Annotated in this window: 15 protein-coding genes; 1 reads left to right on the top strand and 14 read right to left on the bottom strand. The window is 69.8% G+C overall.

The genetic code is table 11. The features are described 5' to 3' along the window. The 5 genes from ACIBBH_RS18265 to ACIBBH_RS18245 form a co-directional block, all read right to left on the bottom strand. Positions 1 to 846: a carbohydrate ABC transporter permease gene (locus tag ACIBBH_RS18265; RefSeq protein ID WP_399405678.1), complete on the bottom strand. Its 846-nt coding sequence runs from the start codon at positions 844 to 846 to the stop codon at positions 1 to 3. Continuing rightward, positions 843 to 1,772 carry a carbohydrate ABC transporter permease gene (locus tag ACIBBH_RS18260; RefSeq protein ID WP_399405951.1) on the bottom strand — a complete coding sequence of 310 codons (930 nt, stop codon included), beginning with the start codon at positions 1,770 to 1,772 and terminating at the stop codon, positions 843 to 845. The genes ACIBBH_RS18265 and ACIBBH_RS18260 overlap by 4 nt, the downstream gene beginning before the upstream one ends. Before the next feature lie 21 nt (positions 1,773 to 1,793). Next, positions 1,794 to 3,089, bottom strand: a complete 1,296-nt coding sequence (locus ACIBBH_RS18255; protein WP_399405676.1) for an extracellular solute-binding protein — start codon at positions 3,087 to 3,089, stop codon at positions 1,794 to 1,796. 214 nt (positions 3,090 to 3,303) lie between these two features. Then, a complete protein-coding gene (locus ACIBBH_RS18250; protein ID WP_133931397.1) occupies positions 3,304 to 3,585 on the bottom strand; it encodes a DUF3039 domain-containing protein in 282 nt (93 codons plus the stop codon). Between the two features lie 30 nt (positions 3,586 to 3,615). Next, positions 3,616 to 4,188, bottom strand: coding sequence for a YqgE/AlgH family protein (locus tag ACIBBH_RS18245; RefSeq protein WP_399405674.1), 573 nt, complete (start codon positions 4,186 to 4,188; stop codon positions 3,616 to 3,618). A gap of 334 nt (positions 4,189 to 4,522) precedes the next feature. Between ACIBBH_RS18245 and murA the strand changes: the two genes are divergently transcribed. After that, entirely contained in the window at positions 4,523 to 5,863 is a 1,341-nt protein-coding gene (gene murA / locus ACIBBH_RS18240) for a UDP-N-acetylglucosamine 1-carboxyvinyltransferase (protein ID WP_399405672.1), read from the top strand. 129 nt (positions 5,864 to 5,992) lie between these two features. Here the strand turns inward: murA and ACIBBH_RS18235 are convergent, their stop codons facing one another. The 9 genes from ACIBBH_RS18235 to ACIBBH_RS18195 form a co-directional block, all read right to left on the bottom strand. Beyond that, positions 5,993 to 6,274 carry an HU family DNA-binding protein gene (locus ACIBBH_RS18235; protein ID WP_205361234.1) on the bottom strand — a complete coding sequence of 94 codons (282 nt, stop codon included), beginning with the start codon at positions 6,272 to 6,274 and terminating at the stop codon, positions 5,993 to 5,995. Between the two features lie 319 nt (positions 6,275 to 6,593). Next, positions 6,594 to 8,009, bottom strand: a complete 1,416-nt coding sequence (locus tag ACIBBH_RS18230) for an NAD-dependent malic enzyme (RefSeq protein WP_399405670.1) — start codon at positions 8,007 to 8,009, stop codon at positions 6,594 to 6,596. Between the two features lie 316 nt (positions 8,010 to 8,325). Then, positions 8,326 to 10,716: a HelD family protein gene (locus ACIBBH_RS18225; protein ID WP_399405668.1), complete on the bottom strand. Its 2,391-nt coding sequence runs from the start codon at positions 10,714 to 10,716 to the stop codon at positions 8,326 to 8,328. 157 nt (positions 10,717 to 10,873) lie between these two features. After that, a complete protein-coding gene (locus ACIBBH_RS18220) occupies positions 10,874 to 11,647 on the bottom strand; it encodes an anti-sigma factor family protein (protein ID WP_399405666.1) in 774 nt (257 codons plus the stop codon). A 50-nt stretch (positions 11,648 to 11,697) separates the two neighbouring features. Beyond that, positions 11,698 to 12,219: a sigma-70 family RNA polymerase sigma factor gene (locus ACIBBH_RS18215; protein WP_010039908.1), complete on the bottom strand. Its 522-nt coding sequence runs from the start codon at positions 12,217 to 12,219 to the stop codon at positions 11,698 to 11,700. 329 nt (positions 12,220 to 12,548) lie between these two features. Further along, positions 12,549 to 13,142, bottom strand: a complete 594-nt coding sequence (locus ACIBBH_RS18210; protein WP_399405664.1) for a CGNR zinc finger domain-containing protein — start codon at positions 13,140 to 13,142, stop codon at positions 12,549 to 12,551. A gap of 127 nt (positions 13,143 to 13,269) precedes the next feature. Then, positions 13,270 to 14,430, bottom strand: coding sequence for a uroporphyrinogen-III synthase (locus ACIBBH_RS18205; RefSeq protein ID WP_399405662.1), 1,161 nt, complete (start codon positions 14,428 to 14,430; stop codon positions 13,270 to 13,272). Between the two features lie 85 nt (positions 14,431 to 14,515). Then, positions 14,516 to 15,898 carry a nitrate/nitrite transporter gene (locus ACIBBH_RS18200; protein ID WP_399405660.1) on the bottom strand — a complete coding sequence of 461 codons (1,383 nt, stop codon included), beginning with the start codon at positions 15,896 to 15,898 and terminating at the stop codon, positions 14,516 to 14,518. 1,370 nt (positions 15,899 to 17,268) lie between these two features. After that, positions 17,269 to 18,228: a hypothetical protein gene (locus ACIBBH_RS18195; protein ID WP_399405658.1), complete on the bottom strand. Its 960-nt coding sequence runs from the start codon at positions 18,226 to 18,228 to the stop codon at positions 17,269 to 17,271. Positions 18,229 to 18,290 lie beyond the last annotated feature (62 nt).

The following is an 18,290-nucleotide window of genomic DNA, read 5'->3' as shown; positions in this document are numbered from 1 at the left end:
TCAGTCCTTAACCGCTCCGCCCAGCCCGGAGACCAGCCGTCGCTGTACGAGTACGAAGAAGACCAGCACCGGAATCGTCATCACCGTGGACGCGGCCATCACACCGCCCCAGTCCGGCTCGTCCGGCTTGAAGAACACCAGCAACGCCATCGGCAGCGTCGACTGGGACGTGTCGCTGATGATGAACGACTTGGCGAACAGGAAGTCGTTCCAGGCCGAAATGAAGGAAAACACGCTCGTGGCCACGAGCCCGGGGAAGACGAGCGGGAAAAGGATCTGCCACAGGAAGCGCCCACGGCTCGCTCCGTCCATGTACGCGGCCTCCTCCAGCGCCTCCGGCACGGCTTTCACGAACCCCCGCAGCATCCAGATCGCGAAGGGCAGTGAGAAGGCGATGTGCGGCAGGATCAGCGAGCCCAGCGTGTTGAGTTGGCCGAAGTCCCGCATGAGGAAGAACAAGGGGATCGTGAGGGCCTCCACGGGCACCATCTGGGCCACCAGAAACATGATCAGCAAGGTGGTCCGCAAGCGGAACCGGAAGCGCGTGACGGCGGTCGCCGCGAGAAACGCGACCAGTGCCGAGACGACCACGACAGAGCAAGCCACGACAAGGCTGTTGACGAAGTAGCGTCCGAATTCCTGCTGTCCGAAGACCCGCCGGAAGGAATCGAGGGAGGGCGACGCGGTCCACGGCCGCGGCTCGGCCGACTCGATCTCCCCGGCCGGTTTGAAGGCGCCGAGCACCATCCAGTAGAGGGGGAAGGCGACGACGACCGCGACCAGCAGGGCCGAGGCCTCGGCGGCCAGTCGCCACGGGCGCTGCACACGCCCCCGTACAAGATTCACAGTTCCTCCCCCTGCCGGCGCAGCAGCCGCAGGTACACGAGCGTGACGGCCAGCAGCATCAGCAGCATCACCACGCCGATCGCCGAACCGGCGCCGTACTCGGACGACGCGAACGCCTGCTGGTAGGCGTACACGTTCAGGACGAGGTTCTGGCCCGCGATGCCGCCGCCGTTCGTCATGACGTAGATCTGGGTGAAGACCTTGAAGTCCCAGATCACCGACTGGATGGTGACGACGGTCAGGATCGGCCGCAGCATCGGCGCGAGCACGGACCGCCAGATCCGCCACTGCGAGGCGCCGTCCAGGGCGGCGGCCTCCAGCACCTCGGCGGGTACGGCGCGGATGCCGGCGTACACCGTCACCATCACGAACGGGAAGGAACACCAGACGACTTCGAGCAGGACGAGGAAGAAGGCGCTGTAGCGCCCGTACGTCCACGAGTGGTCACCGAGCCCGAGGATCCGGTTCACCGGTCCGAAGTCGGGGTCGAAGAGGAACAGCCAGACCGTGGAGCCCGTCACCGCCGGGGTGGCCCACGCCCCCAGCGCGGCCAGCATCAGGGCGAGCCGCGGCAGGGCGCGCACGCGCGTGAGGAGCACGGCGAGCGCGCAGCCCACCGCCAGCGTCGACACGACGCACACCGCCGCGAACAGGACCGTCGCCAGCAGTACCTGCCAGAACTGCTCGTCCCCGAACAGCTCGGCGTAGTTCCCGAACCCCTGGAAGGTGGTCGGTGCGCCGCCGCTGACCTGGGCCTGGGTGTACCGGAAGAACGAGATGAGGCCGAGCTGGTAGATGGGATAGACGAGCAGGGCACCGAGGACGGCGAGGGCGGGCGCGAGGTAGAGCCACGGGGTCCAGCCGCTCCGGTTCCGCCTCCTGGGTACCGGGGCCGTGGAGAGCGCGGGCCGCTTCTGCACGGCCACCGTGTTCTGCGCGACCACGGTTCAGCCCACGGAGCGGAACGCGTCGTTCATCTTCTTGGCCGCGTCCCTCGAGGCCGTCGCCACATCCTTCTTGCCGCTGACGATCTCCTGGAACATGGTCGGCAACACCAGCGAGGAGTCGATCTGCGCCCAGGCGGGCGAGGCCGGCACGAACTTGGTGCCCGCGGCGAGCGTCCGAACGAACGGCTTCACAAACGGTTCCTTCTCCGCCGCCTGCTGCCGTACGTCCGCGAAGGTCGGCAGGAAGCCCATCGCGTCGAAGAGCGAGGCCTGCGTCTTCTTCGAGGCGAGCTGTTCCATGAGGTCGACGGCGAGCGTGCGGTGCGACGTGCTCTTGAGGACGCCGATGTTGTTGCCGCCCGCGAAGGCGGGGGCGATCGAGCCGGGCGTCACTCCCGGCAGGGGTACGACCGCGTACTTGCCCTTCACCTTCCCCGCCTCGACGGCGGTGTGGCTGAAGTCGCCGCCGATCGCCATGCCCGCCTTGCCGGCGGCGAACGCCGTGACCGTGTCGTTGCCGCCCATCCCGGCGCACTTGGCGGCAGGACAGTTGTCGTCACCGAAGAGCGAGGTGTACGCCTCGATGCCCTTCTGGGCGGCGGCGCTGTCGATGGCGGACGCGTACGAACCGTTTTTGCCGGTGGCGAGTTCCCCGCCGTCGGCCCACACGAACGGCATCGCGCCGTACGTGTAGGCGCCGCCGACGACCAGGCCGTACAGGTCGTGCCTCGCGGCGTGGATGCTGCGGGCTGTCGACGCCAGCTCGGCCATGGTCTTCGGGACTTCCAGGTGCAGGTCCTCGAAGACGTCGGTGCGGTAGTACAGGGCACGGACGCCTACGTAGAAGGGGGCGCCGTAGACCTTGCCGTCCACGGTGACCGACTCTCTGGCGGTGGCGTCGGTGTCCTTGGCCGCGCTCCAGTCGCCGAACTCCTCGGTCACGTCGAGGAGTCCCCCGTCGTGGACGTAGCCGGCGGTGTCGGTGTTGCCGTACTCCATGACGTCGGGGGCGGACTTCGGGTCGTTGAAGGCGGCCTTCACGCGCTGGGCGCGGGTGTCGATCGGGATGTACTCGACGTCGACCTTCGTGCCCTTGTGGGCCTTCTCGAAGTCAGCGACGACGGAGTCGACGACCTGTTCCTTCGGCTTGTTGCCGACCTCCTGGAAGAGCCAGACGCGCAGGGTGCCCGTCTTCTCGTCCTTGCCGGAGGAGGAGTTGTCGGATGTCTGAGGGGCGCAGGCGGTGACGACCAGGGCGGCGGCCGCGAGCACGGCCAGTCGAGCGGGGAGCTTCATGGAGCGAGCCTCCAAGCGTTGCAACATATGCAATGGCTGTTTTGCCCTGCACAACACTCCGCAGGCTAGGGACTACATGAACACGACGACAAGAGGTCTCAACCACTCTGTGACCGCGTGCAGCACACCGTGCAACGACAGAAACGGCAAAGGCCCCCGAGGCGCGTCAAAACGCGCCCCGAGGGCCTCGCGCATCCCGGGCCGGGAAGAAGGACTACTTGTCGCCGCCCTTACCCTCGTCGCCGCCGGCGCCCATGGAGTCGTAGATCTCCTTGCACATCGGACACACGGGGTACTTCTTCGGGTCGCGGCCCGGCACCCACACCTTGCCGCACAGCGCCACGACGGGGGTGCCGTCGAGGGCGCTCGCCATGATCTTGTCCTTCTGGACGTAGTGGGCGAAGCGCTCGTGGTCGCCGTCGCCGTGGGACACCTGTGGCGTCGGCTCAACGAGGGTCCCCGTACCAGTCCCGCGCTCGGGCTCGAGAGTGCTCATAGGCCCCAGGGTACTGAAAGCCGGCACCCTTCAGTTGAGCGAAGGGTCGTCCGGATACGTGGCCACCATCGCCAGCTCGTTGCGCTGGCGGCGCAGCACCTCGCGCCAGAGTCGCTCCGGGGACGGCGAGGAGACGTCGCCGGGCTCCGACTCGACCACGTACCAGGCGCCCTCAACCAGCTCGTCCTCCAGCTGGCCGGGGCCCCAGCCGGCGTACCCGGCGAAGATTCTCAGGGAGCCGAGGGCCGAGGCGAGCAGCTCCGGCGGGGCCTCCAGGTCGACGAGGCCGATCGCGCCGTGCACCCGGCGCCAGCCGAGCGGAGCGCGGTCGCCGTTCGCGCCGCCGGGGATGACCGCGACGCCGAGGGCCGAGTCCAGCGACACCGGGCCGCCCTGGAAGACCACGCCGGGCTCGCCGGTGAGATCGGCCCAGCCCTCCAGGATGTCACCCACGTCCACCGGGGTGGGACGGTTGAGGACGACGCCGAGCGAGCCCTCCTCGTCGTGGTCGAGAAGGAGCACCACCGCACGGTCGAAGTTCGGGTCCGCCAGGGCGGGCGTTGCCACGAGCAGCCGCCCTGTGAGCGAGGACACCTCGGTCATGCCAGACATGATCCCGCATCTTCCCTTCACGTGGGGAGCCAATCAGGCTCCGGGAGTGAACGCAGCTCGGATCGAGAGGTGCGGCCCGGCAGGGCCTCGTTCGAGGGTGGTGGCGGGAGACGGGCGGGCGCACCGGTGCGTCCCCCGCGCGCACCGCCACGGCGGTGACCCGATGTGCCCGGCGGGGAACCGTTCGTGTTGTGACACAGCTATGACGTAGCTGGGCGGTCCTTGGGCTTACGGCAGGGGGGTGATGGGCGATTACCCTGTCTCTCCGGCCCCTGCCCAAAAGTGATCGGCCGGCCCCTGCCCAACTCCACGGAACGCGAGATTCATGACCGTCAACGACGATGTCCTGCTTGTCCACGGCGGCACCCCGCTGGAGGGCGAGATCCGTGTCCGCGGCGCGAAGAACCTCGTGCCCAAGGCCATGGTCGCCGCCCTGCTGGGCAGTGCGCCGAGTCGACTGCGCAACGTTCCGGACATTCGTGACGTACGCGTCGTACGCGGCCTGCTGCAGCTGCACGGGGTGACGGTCCGTCCGGGTGAGGAGCCGGGCGAGCTGGTGCTCGATCCGACGTACGTGGAGAGCGCGAACGTCGCTGACATCGATGCCCACGCGGGTTCCAGCCGTATCCCGATCCTGTTCTGCGGCCCCCTTCTGCACCGTCTCGGGCACGCCTTCATCCCCGGTCTGGGCGGCTGCGACATCGGCGGCCGGCCCATCGACTTCCACTTCGACGTGCTGCGGCAGTTCGGCGCGGTCATCGAGAAGCGGGCCGACGGGCAGTACCTGGAGGCGCCGCAGCGGCTGCGCGGTACGAAGATCCGGCTGCCGTACCCGTCCGTCGGCGCGACCGAGCAGGTGCTGCTGACGGCCGTACTCGCCGAGGGCGTCACGGAGTTGTCCAACGCGGCCGTCGAGCCGGAGATCGAGGACCTGATCTGCGTTCTGCAGAAGATGGGCGCGATCATCGCGATGGACACCGACCGCACGATCCGCGTCACCGGTGTGGACAAGCTCGGCGGCTACACCCACCGCGCCCTCCCGGACCGCCTGGAGGCCGCCTCCTGGGCGTCGGCGGCACTGGCGACCGAGGGGAACATCTATGTCCGGGGCGCACAGCAGCGCTCGATGATGACGTTCCTGAACACCTACCGGAAGGTGGGCGGCGCCTTCGAGATCGACGACGAGGGCATCCGCTTCTGGCACCCCGGCGGCCAGCTGAAGTCCATCGCGCTGGAGACGGACGTGCACCCCGGCTTCCAGACGGACTGGCAGCAGCCTCTCGTCGTGGCCCTGACCCAGGCCACGGGTCTGTCCATCATCCACGAGACGGTCTACGAGTCCCGCCTGGGCTTCACCTCCGCGCTGAACCAGATGGGCGCCCACATCCAGCTCTACCGCGAGTGCCTGGGCGGCTCCGACTGCCGCTTCGGCCAGCGCAACTTCCTGCACTCCGCGGTCGTCTCCGGCCCCACCAGGCTCCAGGGCGCCGACCTGGTCATCCCGGACCTGAGGGGCGGCTTCTCGTACCTCATCGCGGCCCTGGCGGCCCAGGGCACGTCCCGCGTCCACGGCATCGAACTCATCAACCGCGGCTACGAGAACTTCATGGAGAAGCTCATGAAGCTGGGCGCGAAGGTGGAGCTGCCGGGCAAGGCGCTCGGGTAGGTCCCGCCCGGCCGGCGTTCGAGGCCGTTTGTGGGAGCAACCACGATGGGGCGGCACCCGGAAGTCCGGGTGCCGCCCCATCGGCGTCCTACAGGCCGTACACCGTCCCGTGGTGTACAGGCGGCAAGGTCAGTTGCCCTTGGCGGCTTCCTTGAGCTTGCTGCCCGCGGAGACCTTCACGCTGTAGCCGGCCGGGATGTTGATGGGCTCACCGGTCTGCGGGTTACGCGCGGTACGAGCGGCACGGTGGGTGCGCTCGAAGGTCAGGAAGCCAGGGATGGTGACCTTCTCGTCGCCCTTGGCGACGACCTCGCCGACGGTCTCGGCGAACGCGGCCAGCACGGCGTCGGCGTCCTTGCGGGTCACCTCGGCGCGGTCGGCCAGCGCGGCCACCAGCTCACTGCGGTTCATGTTCTTACTCCCGTGTTCTTCTTACCGTTGAGGCGTGCCACGCGGCGGAGCCGCATGTTGGGCACAGCGAAGCCGATGCTGCCAGGGTCCTCGGTGAGTCCCCGGACCCGGGTCCGTCGCCAGACCCACGCGCCCAGGGACGCATCCTGCCCCTACCTGCGGCGCGAAAGCCAATCCGGCACCCGTAGGAGTCGTGAGAACACCCTTGGGAGTCACACGAAGAGAGTGCCTGAGCGTGGCCGACACCCTAGATGGCCACTCACGGTTCCGGGTTCCACGACGCGCCGGTACGACGCCCGGCCGTGGCGATGCTCACAGGCTACGACGCCGCACCGACCGCCCTGGCCGCCTCCCGCACCGCGCCGGCCACGGCACCCGCGACCTTGTCGTTGAACACGCTGGGGATGATGTAGTTCGGGTTCAGCTCGTCCTCGGTCACCACGTCGGACAGCGCCTGCGCGGCGGCGAGCATCATCTCGGTGTTCACCGTGCGGGACTGCGCGTCCAGCAGGCCGCGGAAGACGCCCGGGAACACCAGCACGTTGTTGATCTGGTTGGGGAAGTCCGAGCGGCCGGTGGCCACAACTGCGGCCGTCTGCCGGGCGATTGCCGGGTCCACTTCGGGGTCCGGGTTCGCGAGCGCGAACACGATCGCGCCCTCGGCCATGGCGGCCACGTCGTCGCCGTCGAGGACGTTCGGGGCGGAGACGCCGATGAAGACGTCCGCGCCGCGCACGGCCTCCCTCAGCGTGCCGGTGAGGCCCTCGGGGTTGGTGTTGTCGGCGATCCAGCGCAGCGCCGAGCCGGCCGGGGCGTCCACGAGGTCCTCTCGGTCGGCGTGCACGACACCGTGGATGTCGGCGACGACGGCGTTCTTCACGCCCGCCGCGATGAGCAGCTTCAGGATGGCCGTACCGGCCGCGCCGGCGCCGGACATGACGACGCGAATGTCGTCAATCGCCTTGCCGGTGACGCGAAGTGCGTTCTTCAGGGCGGCGAGGACGACGATCGCCGTGCCGTGCTGGTCGTCGTGGAAGACGGGGATGTCGAGGGCCTCGCGCAGCCGGGCCTCGATCTCGAAGCAGCGGGGCGCGGAGATGTCCTCGAGGTTGATGCCGGCGAACCCGGGGGCGATCGCCTTGACGATCTCGACGATCGCGTCGGAGTCCTGGGTGTCGAGGCAGATCGGCCAGGCGTCGATGCCGGCGAAGCGCTTGAAGAGGGCCGCCTTGCCCTCCATGACCGGCAGCGCGGCCTTCGGGCCGATATTGCCCAGGCCCAGCACGGCAGAGCCGTCCGTCACGACCGCAACGGAGTTGCGCTTGATGGTCAGGCGGCGGGCGTCCTCGGGGTTCTCGGCGATCGCCATGCAGACGCGGGCCACACCCGGCGTGTAGACCATGGAGAGGTCGTCACGGTTGCGGATGGGGTGTTTCGACGCCATCTCGATCTTGCCGCCGAGGTGCATGAGGAAGGTACGGTCCGAGACCTTGCCCAGCGTGACACCCTCGATGCCGCGGAGCTGCTCGACGATCTCGTCGGCGTGCGCGGTCGACGTGGCCGCGATGGTGACGTCGATACGGAGCTTCTCGTGACCGGACGCGGTGACGTCGAGGCCGGTCACCGAGCCTCCGGAGGACTCCACGGCGGTGGTGAGCTGCGAGACGGCCGTTCCGCTCGCGGGCACCTCCAGCCGGATGGTCATCGAGTAGGAGACGCTGGGCGCCGTTGCCATGGCCGACTTCCTCTGCTTTCACCGTGTAGCGGGCAATGCCGTCCGATCGTCGCACCTACCGCCCAGTAGGAGTTAGCCAGGCTGAATTGCGAACGTTGTGTTCTCAACAAAAGAGGTCCACGTCACATCGGACGTGGACCTCTGGGAAGTTCAGTGGCACCGACCCGCCATGCTCGCCTCGCGGCAAGTGGTCGCTCGTAGCGACGAAGGTTGGGCCCGGGGGCTTGGATCGGGCCGGTGCCACACCCAGGCTAACAAACGGATCCCGTAAGACCATTCCCCTGCGGACAGTTCACAGGAAACGCCCCACGGCAACTCAGTCCCTGAGCAGATCCGGCACCCCGTTCGCGTCCGGCTCGTCCCGCTCCCCGGAGACCACCGTCAGCTGCTGGGTGGCCCGGGTCAGCGCGACGTACAGCACGCGCAGCCCGGCCGGCGACTCGTCGGCGATCTCCGCCGGTGAGACGACCACCGTCGCGTCGTACTCCAGGCCCTTCGCCTCCAGGCTGCCCAGCGCCACCACCCGGTCACCGAGTCCGGCGAGCCAGCGCGCGGCCTCCGCGCGCCGGTGCATGGCGACGACCACGCCGACCGTGCCGTCCACCAGGTCCAGCAACCGCCCGGCCTCCGCGCGCACGGTCTTCGCCAGCGAGTCCCGGGCGGTGCTGAAACGGGGCTCGATGCCGGTGGACCGTACGGCCGAGGGGGCCTGGGAGCCGGGCATGGCGAGGGCGAGCACCTTCGCGGCCAGCTCGGCGATCTCCGCCGGGTTGCGGTAGTTCACGGTGAGCTGGAAGCGGCGGCGCGGGCGGGTGCCCAGGGCCTCGTCGCGGGCCTCGGCCGCCTCGTCCGGGTCGGACCAGGAGGACTGGGCGGGGTCGCCGACGACCGTCCAGGTGGCGTGCCGGCCCCGGCGGCCGACCATCCGCCACTGCATCGGCGTCAGGTCCTGCGCCTCGTCCACGATGACGTGCGCGTACTCGGTGCGCTCCTGCGCCAGCCGCTCGGCCCGCTCGCGCTGCGACTCCTCGCGGACCGGCATCAGCTCCTCCAGGCCGGTGAGCTGGTCCAGCGGGTCCGGCTCGCGCTTCTTCCTCGGGCGGGCGGGGGCGCCGAGGATCGCCTGGAGCTCGTCGAGCATCGCGATGTCGTGCACGGAGTATCCGTGCCGCTTCAGGGAGCGGGCGACCCGGCGGACCTCGCCCGGGTTCAGGATCCGGCGGGCCCAGCGGCCGAGGCGCTTCTCGTCCGCCATGGCCGCGAGGACGGCCTTCGGGGTCAGCTCGGGCCACCACGCGTCGAGGAACGTGAGGAAACTGTCCTCCGAGCTGACGTCCTCGTCGAACGACGACCGCAGCTCGGCGGCCAGCTCCGGGTCCGTGTGGCGGCCGGCCGCGCCGGACCGGGCCCAGAGGGCGTCGAGGAGCAGCTTGCGGGCGCGGGGGCGGAGCAGGTTGACGGGCGCGGTGCCGCCCAGGGCGGTGCGGCGGACGCGTTCCACCTCGTCCGCCGCCAGTTCCAGCCGCCGCCCGAAGGCGACGACGCGGAGGCGGGTGGGCGGATCGGCGGAGGCCGTCCCGGGTACGCCGGTGTCGTCGTCGCCGGAGGCCGGCCGGCCGGGGGCCGCGGAACGCGCGGCACCCGGCCCCAGCTCCAGCGCGCCCCGGGCCGCCTTCCGCAGCACCTTCAGCATCCGGTACGACCCCTTGGCGCGGGCCACGGACGGGGAGTCGTACAGCGTGGCCTCGGCACCGTCGACGAGCGAGCCGATCGCGCGGATGGCGACCTGCCCCTCCTCGCCGAGGGAGGGCAGCACGCCCTCGGTGTAGGCCACCAGCAGCGGGGTCGGCGAGACGATCAGGATGCCGCCCGCGTACCGGCGCCGGTCCTGGTAGAGGAGGTAGGCGGCCCGGTGCAGCGCGACGGCGGTCTTGCCCGTCCCCGGGCCGCCCTCGACGTACGTCACGGAGGCGGCGGGAGCGCGGATGACCAGGTCCTGCTCGGCCTGGATGGAGGCGACGATGTCCCGCATGGTGTGCGTGCGGGCCTGTCCGAGGGCGGCCATCAGGGCGCCGTCGCCGATCACGGGCAGCTCGTCGCCGTGCAGGAAGGCCTTCAGCTCCGGGCGCATCAGGTCGTCCTCGACGCCGAGGACCCTGCGTCCCTTGGAGCGGATGACCCGTCGGCGGACCACCCGGCCGGGGTCGACCGGGGTGGAGCGGTAGAAGGGGGCCGCGGCGGGGGCCCGCCAGTCGATGACCAGGGGCGCGTAGTCCTGGTCGAGGACGCCGATGCGGCCGATGTGCAGGGTCTCGGCGATGTCGGCCGTGCCGTCCTCGCGTACGGCGCCTTCGGCGGGCTCGACCGCGGTGTACGCGCCGTCGGGGCCCTTCTTGCCGTCCTTGCCGTGGAGCAGGTCGATCCGCCCGAAGAGGAAGTCCTCGAACTCGTTGTTCAGCCGGTTCAGGTGGACGCCTGCCCGGAAGACCTGCGCGTCCCGCTCGGCGAGCGCGCCGGGGGTGCCGACCTGGCCGCGCTTGGCCGCGTCGCGCATGAGGAACTCCGCCTCGTGGATCTTCTCCTCGAGGCGGCGGTACACCCGGTCCAGGTGTACCTGTTCCACGCTGATCTCCCGGTCCCGCACGGAGTCGTGTCCTGTGTCGTGAACCGAGCCGACCGCGGTTTTCTGCTGAGCCTGAGCGGCCACCGGGCCCCCTTCTGACGTGCTGGGCAGCCGTCAACCGTACGCGAAGGGGGCCCGTCGAAGCGAGAGGCCTGCCCGGCGGACGTCGCCGGGCCGGCCTTTGCTCGCCTGTGCTGGCCGGAAGCCCTGTCATCCGCCGGCCGAACCTGCCTGCCAGGCGTTACACGTCGACCTCGACCAGCTTCTTGCCGTCGAAGGTCATGACCTCGAAGTGGTCGATCTCGTTCGGGGTGAGGGCCGCGCCGCCCTGGGCGTAGAGCGGCTGCTTCGCCTCTTCCGTCTTGGCATTGGCGATGCCGTAGCCCCACTCCGGAACCGACCAGGAGGTCATCGTCTCGCGCTCGCCGTTCTTGCCGACGGCGATGAGCGAGCACTTCAGCGGACCCTTGACGTTGCTGAGCTGCACGACCCCCGAGGTGCCCCAGTCCTTCTTCGCCATCGCCACGGTCGCGGTGACCTTGGTGCTCGCGTCCGTGGCCGTGACCTTGTCGGTCATCTTGTTGAAGGTGTCCCTGGCGGTGGCCGCCAGCGGCGTGGCGGTCCGGCCGCCCGAGTCGCCGCCGCCGTTCACCGCCATCACGGCCACCGGGCCGGTGATGATCAGCGCGGCCGCGGCGGCCAGCATGAAGAAGGTGCGGCGGCGCTTCTGGGCGCGGCGCTCGGCGACCTCGTCGACGAGTCTGTCCATCAGCCGCGGGGTGGGCTTGGCGGAAAGGGACTCGCTGATCGCGGGTGTCCCGGTGCCGGGCAGGTCCGCCAGGGCGGCCAGCATCGGCTCCATCCCGGCGAGCTCGTCGAGCTGCTGGGCGCACCACTCGCAGGTGGCGAGGTGTGCCTCGAAAGCGGTTGCTTCGGCGTCGTCGAGGATCCCGAGGGCATAGGCGCCGACGGTCTCGTGCTCGTTGGGCACCGGAGAACCCTGCCTGGGGGTCATGGGTCCAGACATACCCGGACCACCCGCTCCGAATCCACCGTAGACACTCATCACGCCGTCACCCCCCGCTCCTCCAGTGCCAGCTTCATCGACCGCAGGGCGTAGAACACCCGAGACCGCACCGTGCCGCTGGGAATGCCCAGCGTCTCGGCCGCCTCGTTGACGGTACGCCCCTTGAAGTACGTCTCGACGAGAACCTCCCGGTGGGCAGGGGTCAGGTCGTCGAGCGCGTCCGACAGCGTCATCAGCCACAGCGCCTTGTCGATCTCGTCCTCCGCGGGGATGACCTCCAGCGGCGACGGATCGACCTCCTGCGGCCGGGCCTGCCGGCTGCGGTGGCCGTCGATGACGATGCGGCGTGCGACCGTCACCAGCCAGGGGCGTACCGATCCGGTCGCTCGATTGAGCTGACCGGCGTTCTTCCAGGCACGGATGAGCGTCTCCTGCACGACGTCCTCAGCACGCTGCCGGTCTCCGGCAACCAGGCGCAGGACATACGCAAGCAGGGGTCCGGCGTGCTCTCTGTACAGAGCACGCATCAGCTCCTCGTCAGGTTCCGAGGGCTGGGACATGCGATGTCGGGCCCTCGATCCACGTTCATTGGCCACGGCCGCATCCTTGCGCACGCCCACCTCCGGTGTCCGGGGGTTCCCCCAGTCGGTCGCTCGCCCACCGGTACGGATGTGGGCCGCGACGTGTTCAAACGGGGGTGACAGTTTTTCCTGGAGTGACGTGACGAGCGGGACATGGGAGCACATTCCCACCGCATGATCTTTACATTTGCGACACATCACCGAGGGGGCCGGAGCTGCCCGGGCGGCGACGGAGGCAAACGCGGTGTTGTCGAAATCACTTCGACGCCAGACCGGGGCCCAGTACGCGGAAGTAATGTAACGGACAATCACCCTCGGGCGACAGCCGCCCTCCGACGGTGCCGTGCCACCCGCTCCCGGTTCCCGCAGACCTCGCTCGAACACCATCGCCTGCGCCGTCCGCGGGAGGTGTCCAGGTACAGGATCGGGCAGTTGTCGCCCTCGCACTCCCGCACGGCCGCCCGCGCGACCGGATCGGTCAGCAGCTCCACGGCGTCCCGGGCGACGGCCGCGAGCAGCGCCGCGCAGCGCGGCGGGCCGTCCAACTCGCGTACGAATGCGCCACTTTCGTCGCGCACCGCGCGCGGGGCCGGGGGCGCGGGCCGGGCGGTCTCGTTGAGGCGGGCGAGCACGAGGTCGTACGGCCGCGCGTCGTCCGCGGAACCGCCGCGCACCAACTGTTCTATGTCCCCGCGCAGTTCGCGAAAGCCCGCGAGCCAGGAGGCGTCGGCGTGCGCCAGCGGGGTGCCGGGCGGAACGAGGCCCGAGCCGATGATCCAGGCGCGCAGCGGTGCTACGGAGGCGAGCCGTTCCCCAGGGTGGGCGGTGGAGAGGAGATCCAGGCAGATCCGCCCCGCGTCGAACCGCAGCTCGTACCGGACCGTGGCCGTACCCAGTGCCATGCGCCTGTCACCGCCCTTGGGCTGGGGAACCGTTCCCCCTCCCACAGTGCCTGCCCGCTTGCGGAGCCGGAACCCCTCATACCGGCGGTGTCTCGGCGGCTCTTCTCCCTTACCGGTGGGATGTCCGTCACACGTCCGCGTACTTCGCGTCCGACGCCGGGTCCAGCGCCAGCCGGTACCCGCGCTTGACCACGGTCTGGATCAGCTTCGGCGCCCCGAGTGCCGTACGCAGCCGGGCCATGGCCGTCTCCACCGCGTGCTCGTCACGGCCCGCGCCCGGCAGAGCCCGCAGCAGCTCCGACCGGGCCACCACCCAACCCGGCCGCCGCGACAGCGCCCGCAGCAGTGACATCCCGGCCGGCGGTACGGGCTTCAGGTCGCCGTCCACCAGCACCGCATGCCCGCGGATCTCCACCCGGTGCCCGGCGATCGGCAACGCCCGCGCCCGGGCGGGCAGTTCCTGGCACAGCAGCTGCACGAGGGGCCCGAGCCGGAAGCGCTCCGGCTGGACCGTGTCGATGCCGTGCGCCTGGAGCGGCAGCGCGGTGACCGGTCCGACGCACGCGGGCAGTACGTCGTGGCCGAGGGCGGCGAGCAGCTCGCCCAGCAGCCCCCGGTCCTCGGCCCGGGACAGCAGCGACGCGGCGGCGGGCGCGCTGGTGAAGGTCAGCGCGTCCAGGCCGCGCGAGACGGCCGCGTCCAGCAGCCGGTCGACGGGCCCGATGTCCTCCGGCGGCATCCACCGGTACACCGGCACGCCGACCACCTCCGCTCCCCCGGCCCGCAGCGCCTCCACGAACCCGGGCAGCGGCTCACCGTGCAGCTGTACGGCGATCCGGCGTCCGTCGACGCCCTCCTCCAGCAACCGGTCCAGCACCTCGGCCATGGACTCGCTGGACGGCGACCACTCCTCGGTGAGCCCGGCGGCCCGTATCGCGCCCTTGACCTTGGGCCCGCGCGCCAGCAGCTCCACCCCGCGCAGCCGCCCGAGCAGGCTCTCGCCGAGACCCCACCCGTCGGCGGCCTCGATCCACCCCCGGAAGCCGATCGCGGTGGTGGCGACCACCACGTCCGGCACCTGGTCGATGATCTCCTTGGTGGCGGCGAGGAGTTCCCCGTCGTCGGAAAGCGGCACGATGCGCAGGGCAGGCGCGTGCACCACCGCCGCACCGCGCCGCTGGAGCAGCGCTCCGAGCTCTTCGGCCCGGCGCGCGGCCGTCACACCCACGGTGAACCCGGCGAGGGGGCCGTGCTGGCCGGGGTCCGGTCGCTGCTTTTCGTCGTACATGGCTCTCCTAGCTGACCTGCATGCCGAACGAGCCTGTCAACGGTGCGTGACAGGCTCGGTTCGGGTTGATGTCGCTGGTGTTACGTCACACCTCGGCGTAGCTGAGCTGCGGCTTCGCCTCGGCGGCTGCCGCAGCCCGGGTCCGGCCGGCCGAGCGGCGAAGGTATACGGCCCAAGTGACCGCGAAGCAGAGGCCGTAGTAGGCGAGGAAGGCGACGAACGCGCCGGTGCCGGAGCCGTAGGAGAGGAAGGACTGCCGGAAGGCGAGGTTGATGCCCACACCGCCGAGCGCGCCGACGGCGCCGATGAGGCCCATGGAGGCCCCGGACAGCCGCCGCCCGTAGGCCGCCGCCGCCTCGCCCTCCAGCCCCTTGGCGAGTGCCTTGGTCTGGAAGATGCCGGGGATCATCTTGAACGTCGACCCGTTGCCGAGCCCGCTGAGCACGAACAGCACCACGAACACGGCCACGAACAGCGGCAGCGACTTCTGCATGCTGGCCCCGACCAGGACGGCGGTGGCGGCGGCCATGGCGACGTAGTTCCACAGGGTGATCTTCGCGCCGCCGTACCGGTCGGCGAGCCAGCCGCCGACGGGCCGGATGAGCGAGCCGAGCAGCGGGCCGATGAAGGTGAGGTAGGCGGCCTGCAGCGGGGTCCGCCCGAACTGGTTGGTGAGCACCTGCCCGAAGGCGAAGCTGTAGCCGATGAACGACCCGAACGTCCCGATGTAGAGGACGGACATGATCCAGGTGTGGGCGTCCTTCGCGGCGTCCTTGGCGGCGCCGGTGTCGTTCTTCACGGAGGCGAGGTTGTCCATGAAGAGCGCGGCGAGGGTCGCGGCGACGACGATCAGCGGGATGTAGATCCCGAGCAGCACGCGCGGCCCGCCGCTCGCGCCGATGATCGCGAGGGCGGCCAGCTGGATGACCGGCACACCGATATTGCCGCCACCGGCGTTCAGCCCGAGCGCCCACCCCTTCTTCCTGAGCGGGAAGAACGCGTTGATGTTGGTCATGGACGAGGCGAAGTTACCGCCGCCGATACCCGCGAGCAGACCGACCAGGAGGAAAGTATCGAACGACGTCCCCGGCTTCATCACGGTGAACGCTGCGATGGTCGGGATGAGCAGCAGGCTCGCCGAGATGATCGTCCAGTTCCGCCCGCCGAAGACGGCGACGGCGAAGGTGTAGGGCACGCGGACGACGGCACCGACGAGCGTGACCATGGACGTCAGCAGGAATTTGTCGGCCGGGGTCAGCCCGTACTCGGGGCCCATGAACAGGACGAGCACGGACCACAGGGTCCAGACCGAGAACCCGATGTGCTCGGACAGGACGGAGAAGAAGAGGTTCCGCCGGGCGATCTTCTCCCCGCCCTCCTTCCAGAACGTCTCGTCCTCCGGGTCCCACTGTTCGATCCAACGGCCGCCCCTGCCGCGCGGGGCGGGGGCTGTACCAGTGGCTGTCATGACGCCTCCACGGTGCTCCGGGTGCTCGCTCTGCAACTACTCACTGAGCCCGAAGGTAGGGAGGGCGCGTTTCCGCCCTGTGGCTGTGGGTGACCGGAAGGGAACGTTGCTCTCACTCTGCCGGAAGACCGCCGGTGAGGGAGATTCCGGGGGCTGCTCAGGACTGAGACTGGGACCTGACCGAACCCCGATCGAGAAGTGACCGTAGGGGCCACTCGCTTCTTGGTCATTGTCGTGCTTCCACGGCCCGCCTCAAGGGCGCTACGCGACGCCTTCGGCGATCGGCCTGCGGCCGACCCTTGACCCGGGCCGCTCCAGCACGGGGGAGAAGCGAGCGAGCGGCCCGGGAAAGCGGGGGGCCGAGGCAGGCCTTCCCTTGCGTGGGCTGCGTCGCCGGTCAGGGATGGGGGCGCGGGCGCACCTCGCCTGCACGCCGGGGGAGTTTGGCGGCCAACGGTGCATGAGTGGTGCGGTGCGCGCTGGGTGAGCGGCGGCACGCAGCATGAGTGGTGCGGTGCGCGCTGGGTGACTGGCAGCACGCCGGGGAGCTTGGCGGCCAACGGTGCATGAGTGGTGCGGTGCGCGCTGGGTGAGTGGCAGCACGCCGGGGAGCTTGGCGGCCAACGGTGCATGAGTGGTGCGCAGCGGGCTGGGGCGGCACGCCGGGGGGCTTGGCGGCCAACGGTGCATGAGTGGTGCGGTGCGCGCTGGGTGACTGGCAGCACGCCGGGGAGCTTGGCGGCCAACGGTGCATGAGTGGTGCGCAGCGGGCTGGGGCGGCACGCCAGGTGAGGATGGCGGATTGCACCGGGGTCCCCCGCAATTGGAAGATATGGGCCACACCCGAACCCGCCGACCTGCGCTTTTGCCACCCCCCTGGTCCATATCTTCCAATTGCTCGCCAACCGTGGCTGATGAGGCCGGTGAGGCTGATGTGACGCCCCTGGCCCCCTCCACCCCCACCCGCCCACCGGCCGTCAGCCGTCAGCCGCTAAGCCTTCCTGGCGTGCCCCCACCCACCCAGCGCGCACCCAACCCCAAGCCCCACCCCCACTCAGCGCTCGCCGCCAAGCCGACCCGGCGTGCAGGCGAGACGCGACCGCGCCCCCAAGCCCTTCAGCATCGCAGCTCACCCAAGGGAAGACCTGCCCCGGCCCCCCGCTCTCCCCGGGCCGCCCGCTCGCTTCTCCCCCGTGCTGGAGCGAGCCGAGTCAAGGGTGGCCCGAAGGGCCATCGGCGAAGCCGACGCGAGAGCGCAGCGCAGCGGAGCGGAAGCGCCCTTTACTCGGCTCGCGCAAGCACGACAATCGACGAGAAGCGGGCGGCCCTCACGGCAACGTGGAACCGCCCTGAGGGCAGCGCGCCCCTGCTCAGCGATTGACCGCCTGGATCTCCTGCACCACGACATCCTGGGTTGCGCCGAAGGTTCCGTCGGGCAGGTTGCCGCCTGTGTTGCCCGTGCCCGTCCAGTGGATCTTCCAGGTGATGGTGGCCTTGAGCGGGTAGGAGCCGGTGCCCGATGAGCGCAGGTACTTCACTCCGCAGGGTGGGGTCTCGTCGGACCTGCCCTTGGCGTAGGCCTCTCCGATGGTGCCGCCCTTGATCTCGCAAACACCCGACGCCGGGTACGTCTCCGCGTCCGGCGTCCCCGGATCGATCTTCAGGGAGACCGGTTCGGCGGTCGTCGTCGCAGAGATACCCAGCACCGGGATCGAGGCAGTGACGGAGACCGGCTTGAACTTGGCACCGTCGAGCCAGGCCCAGGTCGGGAGGTTGACCTTCGTCTTGTCGGCGGGTGCCAGCGTCACCTTCGTGCCGGGGACGCGGACCTCGTTGTAGGCGAGTTCGGCGAGGATCTTCGGGGTGACGGCGTTCTCGATGTTCGCCGGCGGGGGGTCACCCTTGTCGACCCAGAAGATGGGTTTGTCGCACTTGTCCCAGCCGGGCGGGAAGTCCTCGTTGACGTAGGAGCTCCACCAATAGCCCTCGCCGGCCTTGTCCTCATTGAAGTCCTTGTACGGGTGACCGTTTACGTACCGGTCCCGCTGCTCGGCGTCCCACTGGTAACCCGTCGAATCCGCTTCCCAGATCGGCTCGAGGGTTGCCTTGAGCTGGGCAGGGGTGTACTTCGGCGCGTACCAGCAGGCCGGCGGGGTCCGGGAGGTGCTGGACGTGACTGGGCCCACCGAGTCGCCGGAGCCGTTCTTGGAGCGGTCGTAGACGATGACGCCGACGGTCGAGTTCAGGGTGCTGTCGTTGACTCCGCCTGAGGTCTTTTGACCGGGCGGAGGAGGAGTCTGCGCGCCGCCGCCGATCTTGTTGTCAGCCATGGCAGGCGCGGCGCCCGTAAGGATCGAGCCGACCAGCGACAACACGATCAGCGATCGTGAAC

The organism is Streptomyces sp. NPDC051636 (genome assembly GCF_044453765.1).
In the GTDB taxonomy this organism is placed as follows: domain Bacteria; phylum Actinomycetota; class Actinomycetes; order Streptomycetales; family Streptomycetaceae; genus Streptomyces.
This window is presented reverse-complemented; position numbering and strand designations above follow the sequence as displayed.